Source organism: Massilia phyllosphaerae, assembly GCF_034659755.1.
Taxonomy (GTDB): Bacteria; Pseudomonadota; Gammaproteobacteria; order Burkholderiales; family Burkholderiaceae_D; genus Telluria; species Telluria phyllosphaerae.
Map to the genome: position 1 here is coordinate 22,160 of NZ_JAXSQX010000011.1, position 10,865 is coordinate 33,024.

The 10,865-nt window shown below is 50.2% G+C and carries 8 protein-coding genes and 2 pseudogenes; 1 reads left to right on the forward strand and 9 read right to left on the reverse strand.

All coding sequences use genetic code 11. The annotated features are described in order from the left end of the window. Positions 1-755 precede the first annotated feature (755 nt). The 3 genes from U1H99_RS28315 to U1H99_RS28325 form a co-directional block, all read right to left on the reverse strand. The gene (locus U1H99_RS28315; RefSeq protein WP_323144139.1) at positions 756-998 is read right to left on the reverse strand and encodes a hypothetical protein; all 243 of its coding nucleotides are present in this window, start codon (positions 996-998) and stop codon (positions 756-758) included. Between the two features lie 97 nt (positions 999-1,095). Then, on the reverse strand, positions 1,096-1,569 hold the full coding sequence (locus U1H99_RS28320; RefSeq protein WP_323144138.1) for a hypothetical protein: 474 nt from the start codon (positions 1,567-1,569) through the stop codon (positions 1,096-1,098). A gap of 174 nt (positions 1,570-1,743) precedes the next feature. Beyond that, the gene (locus tag U1H99_RS28325; RefSeq protein ID WP_323144940.1) at positions 1,744-2,628 is read right to left on the reverse strand and encodes a hemagglutinin repeat-containing protein; all 885 of its coding nucleotides are present in this window, start codon (positions 2,626-2,628) and stop codon (positions 1,744-1,746) included. On the opposite strand from U1H99_RS28325, the pseudogene U1H99_RS28330 reads away from it, so the two are divergent. Beyond that, positions 2,587-2,883: pseudogene (locus tag U1H99_RS28330) on the forward strand (peptidogalycan biosysnthesis protein); the annotation flags it as partial. The gene U1H99_RS28325 and the pseudogene U1H99_RS28330 sit on opposite strands and share 42 nt — an antisense overlap. Before the next feature lie 110 nt (positions 2,884-2,993). Here U1H99_RS28330 and U1H99_RS28335 read toward each other — a convergent pair. The 6 genes and pseudogenes from U1H99_RS28335 to U1H99_RS28360 form a co-directional block, all read right to left on the reverse strand. Then, a complete protein-coding gene (locus U1H99_RS28335; RefSeq protein ID WP_323144136.1) occupies positions 2,994-3,755 on the reverse strand; it encodes a hypothetical protein in 762 nt (253 codons plus the stop codon). 544 nt (positions 3,756-4,299) lie between these two features. Next, positions 4,300-4,610 (reverse strand): annotated as a pseudogene (locus tag U1H99_RS28340) (transposase); the annotation flags it as partial. Between the two features lie 547 nt (positions 4,611-5,157). Beyond that, positions 5,158-5,562, reverse strand: coding sequence for a hypothetical protein (locus U1H99_RS28345; protein ID WP_323144135.1), 405 nt, complete (start codon positions 5,560-5,562; stop codon positions 5,158-5,160). Positions 5,563-5,571: 9 nt separating this feature from the next. After that, positions 5,572-5,979, reverse strand: a complete 408-nt coding sequence (locus tag U1H99_RS28350; protein WP_323144134.1) for a CdiA C-terminal domain-containing protein — start codon at positions 5,977-5,979, stop codon at positions 5,572-5,574. Further along, positions 5,955-9,677 (reverse strand): hemagglutinin repeat-containing protein, encoded by a 3,723-nt coding sequence (locus U1H99_RS28355; RefSeq protein WP_323144133.1) that lies wholly within the window; start codon positions 9,675-9,677, stop codon positions 5,955-5,957. Before U1H99_RS28355 ends, U1H99_RS28350 begins: the two co-directional genes overlap by 25 nt. A 798-nt stretch (positions 9,678-10,475) precedes the next feature. Then, the gene (locus U1H99_RS28360; protein WP_323144132.1) at positions 10,476-10,865 is read right to left on the reverse strand and encodes a hypothetical protein; all 390 of its coding nucleotides are present in this window, start codon (positions 10,863-10,865) and stop codon (positions 10,476-10,478) included.

Here is a 10,865-nt window from a genome sequence, read left to right on the forward strand (position 1 = left end):
GATATATCGCCTCTTCTTTCCATCCCAGAATAAAGGCATAACCCAAGCCTATCACACTGGACTTCCAATTAAACATCTGTAAAGGCGAGGGTGATCCGCGAATATTAAACGGAAATTATGATGCCAAAAATAGTCCAGCTCATCAGTAAACAGTCGACAAGCCGTTGAATAGGCTAACGTTAGTAGCCAAGGTTTCCCAAGAAGAGCGTGACATATAGCGAACGCCTCTTGTTGATTCGCTATAATACTAAATGTGCTTCTATTCACAACGTTTCTGAAATTTTTTACATCAACTCGACAAATATAATTTTTTATCTTGGCGACGCTCTCTTGAGAGGTTCCTTGCAGTGCTTTAATCACCGTTTTACGACTAGGCCAGGCCGAGCTAATACCCACAGCAGCCGGCAACTGATTTGATTTCATCTTTATTTCGATTCATTACTTTGAATCGTCACACGCCAACCTTGCTGGGTTCAGGTACCGCAACTTTGACATAAACTCCTTTTACCGAGTAACCATTGTCTAAAGCTTCTTGCAACCCCTATCCTAATTCTTTCACACCCGGAGCTTGGTTTGCCACTTTGGTCCCTATTATCCCGCAAATTTCGCCTAGCCAGTAACCTTTCGTGTTGGTTTTCCTTCGGCCGTCAAATGTTGTAGCACCGTTATTTTTCCTGCGGCGATCAGCGATAAATAATTGTCGCTGCAATTTTTTTTCGACAGGTAGCATCAACACTGAGAATGATCGATGCTAGCTATTTATTAAAGAGTTCATATACCCATTTCGCCAACACATCTGGCGACTTGGTTTCTTTCCTTAGAATTTCTATACCGCGCTCTTTTGCAACAATTGCCAGTTTTCCAGAATCAGAAATTTCGATGTAAGGTGCACTAAATTCATCCACATCAGTTCCCAACGGGAAGACATTGTAAGTATGACCTTGCTCGCTTGCGTATTTAAAAAATAGTTTAGCTATTTCTTCGAGTCTCACTCGCATAGTGGCGCGTTCCTTAAGCTAAACCGACCTCTGCACACAAATTATTGTCGATGCCTGCTCATTCATCAAAAAGGGGGCACCCCTCAAAAAACTGCGATTACATATTTATCATGCATCTATTCCAACGCTCTTGCATTTCTTCTGTTGGCTCATTAGCCAAGAGAGGCAATTTAATTAACGACGTAGAAAATATTCTTCTCCCAAACCGCCGTAGCAGACTTAAAGCAAATGCAATTGACTGCCTTTTCTGCAAAGATTTTACCCCCAACAAATCAAAATCCATTTCGTTGATGAGTATAGACGCATCATTACTCACCAATGCCTTTTCGCCTGCAGTCAAGAGGAAATCTTCTATTCCGTACATGTTGTATGTATATGCATTGCAATTGCGGTCATATAAGAAAATATCAACCTCAAATTCCTGTATGAGATCAGTAAATAGTATTGCAACATCGTTTGTATACAAAAAAATCGTTGCATCACACCACGCCACCTCAGCTGTGAGGTTTTTAGTCAAATCCGTAAATATTTCAAAACCGCAAAGAGTGCGTAAATTTCCATTTGAAATCATTATTGAAACCACTCTTAATCATTTTCCATTTTTCATTGCCAATATTTACTGGCTTCGCATTTTTCTTAACTAAGTATTCGATCTCCTTCCCAAACATTCTGGTCGATTGACCATTACGTTTAACGTCGGACATAATACTTGGAATAGTACTTAATTGAATAGGATCCCCCCGCGCTATTGCAGCATCGAGAAACGGCTTATTGTAGCATCCCAAAAATCTTGGCCGCTCAAGGTGGTATCCACGTTTAGAATATTAAATTCGCCGGTTTTTGCTCCAAGATCTGCAGTCTTTGGCATCTGTGTTTGCTCTTCACTAATATCCTTCATAGCGGGAGTCCACCGACCTATGGTCGTCACCTTCTTCGACAGGAAACCGCTCTTCGAGGTCTGGCTCGACTGGTCCAGCGAATAGGTCGCGGAGCCGGTCGTGATGTCGATGTTGTTGCCGGCATTGACACTCAAGCCGGTGCCGGCATCGGCCTGCCCTGCCCTCACCGTAAGGTTATTGCCGGCGTCGAGCACGACGCTGCCGGCGCCGTTGATCACGGTACCTACCTCGCTTGTCGAACTCTCCTTGCGGTAGTTGTTGGCGTTCTTGACCGTGTCGTCACGGGCGGCGATGCCGACCGTGCCCAGGTTCAGGTCGCGCAGCGCGCTGAGGGCCGTGCTGCCGCCGACGCCGGCGTTGCTGATGTCGGCCGCCGCCAGGTTGATGTCGCGCCCCGTCGAGACCAGCAAGCTGCTGCCCGCGCCGCTGCCGGTGACCGACAAGCCGGCCACCTTGTCGAGGGTCGTGCTGTCGGTACCGGAGCGCGTCGTCCCGAGGCTGACCGAGGTCGTGGTCGTGCGCAGGTTGATGTCGCGGCCGGCCGAGGCGATCAGGGAATTTTCGGCCGACAGGGTGTTGCCGATATTGTTGATGTCGTTACCGGCGCGCAGCTGCAGCGTGCCGGCCTGGCTGCTGGCGGCGAGGATGTTGAGGCTCCTGCCTCCTTGAGCGCCATCGCGCCGCCTGCGCGTTTCTTTACGCGGTGCTACCGGCATACTTATTCCGAGCATTATTCGAAGCGGTACCTGAACCTCGATTTCTTCCGGCGCATCCGGCGCATCCGGCGCAAGATACCGCACAACCTGCTGCTGGTGCTTGCGGAGCGGAATTGAACGCCGATCGCGTCATCGCTGGTTCTGCATTACGAGACGATCTTGTATGGGCGTTATTAGGGGGTGCTGGAGCATGTGTCCTGCCTATATTTCGAGACGGCTTATTACCACCCTCTGGAATTCTGCATCGAACAAGCGGTCGAGGTCTTCGAAAATGACACACCTCCTGTTGAACCATCCCTTTTTGGCAAATCAAACCCATTCACTTTTTCTAATTTCAATATTCTGCTTTCAAGCAGATCTATTTTAAACATTAACCATCATTAACCAAGAACTGGACATGTGACTTTCGGCATATCCTCGTACGCTTTTAAAATGGTTCTCAATGGGCTATTTTCTATTCCAGCGTCCCAATACACAATTTTAAGCCATATAGCTGCGCGCGTACATTCGCCACGGCCTAACCAAATTTCTTGCAGATTAGAGCGAAGCATTTTTCGTCCGGCCGCAAGCAACTCAGCCTGAGCAAACTTCCCTTTCAACTTATGAAGGCAATGCGCATATGCAAACTCGCGAGGCTGCACAACGTTTTTTATAACAACATTTTCCCCGTCGTAAAATTTCTCAAATTCCGAAATACCCTCAGCATATTGCCCCGCCCCAATACAGAACGACATATAGTCATCTAAGCGCACTGTCGCAATATCCGATAAATCGTAAAAATTTGGCTCAGCAGCCGAAGCTGCATTATATAGGCGAGCTTGGCTCCAAGACTTCTGCGCAAGTTCACGATTAATGAGCCACGAATAAACCGCATTCGCGCAATGTAATCTCTGCCTGTGAAAATTATCACTATCCCCGAAATCTTCATTCGCATTTGTTGCCATTTGCAACCATTCTTGCAATCGCGGCAAAATCACTTCAACTCTAGAATAGGCGCCAACCAAAGTTAACTTGATGATATCATCAAGATAATGCGATATAACATTCCCCTTCGGTCTTGATTCATTATATTCAGCATTCATTAAACGGCGAACCGTGCTTTCCTTTGCTCTTTCATTATATATAGAGGGATTAAATAGCATAAATTAACATTCCCTTCCATTGCAATACCTAACGGTCACGGAGTTTTAGCCTCACCATTTTGACTGATGTAGTGAGGACGACCAAGAAACCGAAGGCACCCAAACTTGACGAGCGCTTCACTAGCGCAATGCCCGATGATTTTTTAAACCGACCTCTGCACACAAAATTCCTGATACCCCCGCTGCCCTGCCGGGTGCGTTCCTTTGGCTCTGACAGCTTCGTCCATGTACGTTTTTCGGCACTGTCTCCCGTGCCGCCACTTCTTCAATTTCCTTTAATGTCTCGCAATTTATAACGTCCATGGTAAGACATCGAATAAAATTCAATAACTGATGGCTCCGCCCCAGCGTCGGTCAACTCCTCGCCCAGTCGAGCAAACGATTCGCGAGGGCCGTAAAGCTCAAGATTTGATACTGACGATGCACGATTGGCTAACTGACCGCTAAACAATCGCTGTGCGGACCAATTTTCTAACTCTAGCCAACAAGATTTAATCTTCTCAAAAAGATTGGCTGCATCGCCTCGGCCGCTCCATTTCTTTCAGATCGCCCGGCCCAGTCTGCGCGTCATGTGCAGGATGTCATTGCGCGCATCGGCTCCGCAGTGGTTCGTCTTCCAGGGTTTGCCGTTCTTGCGAGTCGGGAGTATGGCATGAGCGGCGCGTAAGGCGATGGCCTCGTGACAGTCTTTCGTATCGTAGGCGCCGTAACCACTGACGCTGGCAATATTTTCTTCAGGAGGAATCTGATCAAGTAGAGTTGGCAGGACAGGTGCGTTGCCAATGCTGTTTTCGGTGACCTCCATGGCCCGGATCTCGAGTGTAGACGCGTCGATCCGAGGTGCACCTTGCGCCAAAAACTGGAACAATCGACCGAGATTAAAAATCTCACCTAAGTAGAAATATCGACCCTAAGATCCATTGTCAATCGGCCAATTCTTCAGCGAATAAGATTGACTTAGAATTAAATTTGGCGCGCTTAAATATTCCAAATGTCAATGCATTGTCAACGCTCACCTAAAATCCGATAGCGCGTGCTGGAGAATATTCATCCCAAATCGACAGATCTGGCTTCGATATTTACCTGTTACGCTTTTCTGCCCACCAAAGTCCTGTCCCAAAGAAAAATCCATTAGCTACCGATCCTATTGAGAGCCTAATAATTTTCCCGAACGACGGCAGCTCAAAAGGTACATTATTGAAGATCAAGCTCGCAAGTGGGCCAATTAATAGTAAAGAAAGAGAAAAAATTATTCCCGTCAGAATTGACACAAATATAACCGATCGTATCCAAAAAAAATCTCTTGCAACAAAGAAGGTCTCATTTATTTTTTTCCACGTTCTCCTGGATTTTAGAACGGACAAGGTCAACAAGTTACTTGCCGTTAGTCGATATTTGACTATTAAAAATCGGCAATTTTGTGTAGACCACCCTTGTCGCGTACCGCGTATATGGTGTCGTATTGAAACGAAAGTAAAAAATTTGCATTAGAGACATTAGCCAGGTTCGATATAAATGCTTTGAGTTGCGATGTGCACTCATCGAAATTTTCGTTAACATATCTAAACTTAATTCGTGTTCCGACGGGCCAAGCGAACTTCTTATCAGCACCTTCGGCGAGTAATTGCGGAATCACGGTGCATTTTTCCTTCTGAAACACATAAAAAGCCATTCCCGAGATTGGAAATAGACCACTAAAGCCATATTCCTCCTCTTCAAAATCATGCACTCCAGTCTTATTAAAAGCCAGCACTAGCGCCTCAAACCGCAAGACGTCTTCGGCTTCAATACACATCTCAATACTCATTACACCTCCCTATTTGACAACAAAAACCTTACCATCTTTAATAAGGATAAGCGAATGCAAGCCTAACACAGGATTACGTTGTATGTAATGCGCGACGTCACTAATTGAAAGTCCGCTATCAACTAGATTCACCACGACATTTGGAGCTTGCAGCCTCGCTTTGTCCTGAACAGTATCCCGTATCGTAAGCACATTATTACCACTAGGCGAATATACATCAGCAATCTCACCATTTATTCGAAGATCAGGATTTTTTGTTTTTTTGCCATTGTTAGGAAGATATTCTACATCCAATCCGTATTCCGATAAAGTCTTGCCAGCTTCGTTCTGACGCTGAATAGATCGCACCATTTCTGCGTTTGCGTTATCAGGCGGGAGTTCAGGTTTTCCAGTTAGCTTGCCTGTACTTTTTTCCAATTGTGTTCGCTCAATAGAAGCTGATGGTCGTCCCCTAGCCCCCCTCCGCCGACCCCTCCCTTTGGTGGAACCGAATTGGCAGGGACTTCTACGATCTTTTCGGACCGGCTTGGTAGTGGCTTCCACCCTTCACCAACTATCCATGTCGCTGCTTTGCCTCCTGCATAGGAAACAATCCCTAATGCCGCGTCGAATACTATCTCACCAGTATCATAAGTTGTCTTAAAAGAGAGATTATCAATACTTCGATCAACTGCGAAGGCAGGGATTGGGTCAGTTATAGCTGCCTTACCGAACGCATAAGCGGTTTTCGCGCCAGACCAGACTCCGTTTGCACCGTCTTTTACCCAGTCCGAGAGCGTAGTCTTATTTATATAATTAATGCCATCCTTAGTAGCAAGGATTGCCCTATCGAGCTTTTTATCTGCCGCGTTAACAAACCCGTCTGTGACTAAGCTGAGTTCTAGTAGTCTGTCCGGATGGTAGCCATCAAATGTTATAGTGCCGTTATTTTTTCCTGCCGCGACCAGCGATAAATAATTTATCGCCGAAAGTTGTTTCGATTGATATCCATCCACGCAAGCGCGATCGTCACACTTTTGAATCTGGTATTCCGCATTTTGCGCGATACGAGTTGCTTCTCCAATATCCTTATCACGTTCAGCGTCAAGCTCCTGCATCTGTTCGATAATTTTTTTCTTACAAGCGTCAACGTCCCCACCCTTTTTAGCGCACTCTCCCAATGCCTTATTAGCCAGTGCAATTTCTTTGTGTGAAAGGTAATTATTTTCGACCTCATTTGTCGCCGCAACGGCACCGCCTCCTCCGCCTGCTACTGCACCGACTGCTGTGCCAGCGGCCAAGATCAAAGCGCTCTGTACCTGTCTAGGAATATCGAGGCTGCGAATTTGCTCGGCGACCAAGGGTGTCATCACGCTTGCCGCCCCGGCACCTAACGCCCCATTGAAGTTCCCTGCCAGTCCCCCAACCATCGTATGTAGAGCAACGCGTGCTTTACCATCTTCAGCCCAGTCACTTGCGAGTTGATTCGCCTGCCTAATTTTTTCTTCGGCTTTGTCCGGATCGGTTTCGCTCGCAGCCTCGACATAAAGCTGTTGCGCTTCCTTCAGTTTGTCGCTCGCATATGTGCCTACTGCGTTGCTCGCGGCCGCAGCAAACTGAGCAGTAACATCGAGCGTTGTCTTTACCTCAGCCAAATCGGAGTTGTTGCCAATCTTGCCGCTTGTATCGACCCCTGTACTGACCGCACGATTGATCCCAGCAACAGTCTCTTCTGCACTTTTCCCCGTAAGCGCTGTCTGCGCGACGCTGTCCGTAATAGTGATCGCACCCGCACTGATCCCGCTTTTGGTCATGCTGGAATCGTGCGAGCTAGTGGCAGCCAGCCCGGATACACCACCTGCTACCCCGCTTTCACCCCTATCATTCCAATGAATGGTTCCCGGTCCGGTCGCTCCTTTATCTCCAGTACCACCGACAGTCCCACCGCCACTTAAGCCAATACTCGTCCCCTCCATCGTTGCGTGATTTTCGATCTCATTTTGTGTCAGCGTTTTCGTGACCAAGCTGTTGGCTGCGGTTCCCGCGTCGGTGCTACTAATCAACGCCCCTTTCAGGTCAGTGTTCCCGGCAACCGTAATCTGGAACCCACCATCGCCAGCCCTGATACCGCTCTGCTCCTGCACGCTGGCGTAATCGCTCTTGATCGTGGTCTGGCTCGCGCTGCCACTGACACTCGCCCCATAACCGTAGGTACCGCTGACGCTCACGCTCTGCGTCTTGCTGTCGAACTTGGCCGTGTCCTGCAGGCTTTCGAGATTCAGGTTGCCGCCGACGTTGGCGACGACCTGATTACCGCTGGCGACAGCGCCCTTAATATTGGTATCGCCGCCGCTGACGATTGTCAGCGTCTGGCCAGCGTTGACTTTGGTGTTGACCTGGGTCGTACCCTCGCCATCGTCGTGTCCCTTGCTGCCACTGACAGAGGCAGTAAGGCCGACTGCCATCCCGTCCTTGGTGCTGTAACTCGCTGCGACGCCAGCCTCTGCACTGATGCTCTTGCTCTCGCTGTGCTGGCTCTCCAGGTCCTGCGCCGCAACCATATTGACTTGATTGTTCGCAGCCAGCGTCACGTTGCGGCCGGCATTGACGTCGCTGGCGATGACGTTAATGTTGCCACTGCCCTCGCCGCCTTTCGCAACGATGCTGATGTCACGCCCCGCCGTGAGCGCGCTGCCGGTGTGCAGCATTTCGCTGATAGTGGTGGTCTGCACCGATTCCGAGTGCCCGGCAGTCAGGCTCAAACTGACGCTCAAACCGTCCTTCGCCTGCGCGGCCGCGTCCTTGACTGCCAGAGCCGCGGTGGCCGCCGCCATCGCCTGCACCCGCTTGTTATCGGTCGCCTGGACCGTCTGCTGCACGCTCTGCACCGACTGGATCGCATTCACGACGCTGCCGCCTACCCGCAATGAAATCGCGTCCTGCTCCACCCGCGTCTTGAACCTGGTGTCGATCTTGTCCTTGCCGGCATCGATCGTCACGTCCTTGGCCGCCAGGCCCATGTCGCGGCCGGCCGACATATCGGTGCCGCTGACCTTGATCGCGTTGCCGGCGTCGAGCGTCAGGTCGCCGCCGATCGAGCCGACCAGGCTGCGGGCCTGGCCGCTCTGGGTCACGGCGTCGCGGGTCTTGTCGGTGGTCGTGGTGCGCGTGCCGTAGCTGATGCCGAAGCCGCCGCCGCCTCTCAGCAGGCCGCTCTGCTTCTGTTCGACGTGGTTCCATTCGCTGTTGGTGTCGATGGCCGCCGCGATGTTGATCTCCTTGCCGGCGGCCATCTTGACGGCATCGTCGCCCACCACGGCCGAGTCGGTGATGTTCAGGTCATTCCCCGCCTTCATCGACACCGTACCACCCGTCAGCGAGCTGGCGATCGAGGTCACCGCGTCGACCGTGTCGCGCGTGGTCGTCACCTTCTTCGACAGGAAACCGCTCTTCGACGTCTGGCTCGACTGGTCGAGCGAATAGGTCGCGGAGCCGGTCGTGATGTCGATGTTGTTGCCGGCATTGACACTCAAGCCGCTGCCGGCATCGACCTGCCCTGCCCTCACCGTCAGGTTGTTGCCGGCGTCGAGCAGCACGCTGCCGGCGCCGTTGATCACCGTACCTACCTCGCTTGTCGAACTCTCCTTGCGGTAATTGTTGGCGTTCTTGACCGTGTCGTCGCGTGCCGAGATGCCGACCGTGCCCAGGTTCAGGTCGCGCAGCGCGCTGAGGGCGGTGCTACCGCCGACGCCGGCGTTGCTGATGTCGGCCGCTGCCAGGTTGATGTCACGCCCCGCCGAGACCAGCAAGCTGCTGCCCGCGCCGGTGTCGGTGACGGACAAGCCGGCCACCTTGTCGAGGGTCGTGCTGTCGGTACCGGAGCGCGTCGTCCCGAGGCTGACCGAGGTCGTGGTCGTGCGCAGGTTGATGTCGCGGCCGGCCGAGAGATCCAGGGAATCCTTTGCCGACAGGGTGTTGCCGATATTGTTGATGTCGTTACCGGCGCGCAGCTGCAGCGTGCCGGCCTGGCTGCTGGCGGCGAGGATGTTGAAGTCGGTGCCGGCCTTGAGTGCCATCGTGCCGCTGGGGCTCAGTTGCACCTGGCGGTCGGCCGACAGGTCGCTGTCCTTCGCCACGGACACGTTCAGGTTGCGCTGGGCGATCAGGGCGCTGGTGACCGCCGCGGCGTTGTTGCTGACGATGTTGCCGAACAGATTGATGTCGCCGCGAACGGTGGCGGAAGTGGAAGCGTAAGCGTAAGCGTAAGCGAAGCGTACGCAAGGTCAGGAAAGCCGGCAAGCTAATGCAGCTTCTCCTGCACGCTGCTGCAGTTGCTTTTGATTCACACTTCACAGATCGTCAGGCCAATCTCGACCCACGTCACGATTCTGAATAAATCGATAATTTCCTCGCTGATCCACTAAATCGCACAGCTCTTCTTCATTAATTCGTATCTCCTCGAATTCACCATTATTCCCGCTCCGATCCACACACAGTTTCTTTACAAACACACTCGGTAAAATCCCCGAAATAAATTCTCGATCCAACTCACATTTGTGGAATAACGATTATTTTCCACCACCATAAAAAGAAATCTTCTTTTAGATAAGATACATAATGTTTTCATTAACGATTTTCACTTGCAAAGGAAAATCCCAATTTAAAGGCGCGTGATCAGCAACAAGATAAAGTCCATCATTTCTGTCAATTAACCATCCTATTAACTCTACAAGCCCCGAGTCCTTTGAGGGCTCAAGCCTCAGCAATTTCGCCACGTCCATGTCAATTCCCTCCAATTCGGTTGTGTACTTTCGTGGATTAAGGCAAACTGAGACTGGTAGTGCAGACGCGCCTGAACGTTAGCGAAAACTAGCGCGAGCCAGATGAGGCCTCGCGCCCGACAAAGATAGATGAAATAAAAACTAGGATATAAACTATAACTGACAATACAAATCGAGATGGGCGTCTTGTGCTGTCTTTAGCATGTCGATTAGTGGACCTAATTCCCGACTAATAGTTTCATTGTCAACCCTGCAAATCAGTTCTTTTCCGTCGCCGCTCCATCCATAACGAAACTCAGAAATATCATAAGAACTGCTATCAGTGCGCTCCTTGATATCTTGAAGTGTACCTAATGCATAACTTATCATGCTGGTCGTTAAAGTCTCTTCCTCATATTCGGAAAAATCAGTTTGACAATAACTATTAATCGCCTCCCAAAATTTAATGTGAAAAAGCCATGCTGAAACTCCTTCAGAAAGTACCAGTTCCCCAACCGGACTTTGTCCATTTGCAGCCACGATCGCAAAATATGATGAATGCAT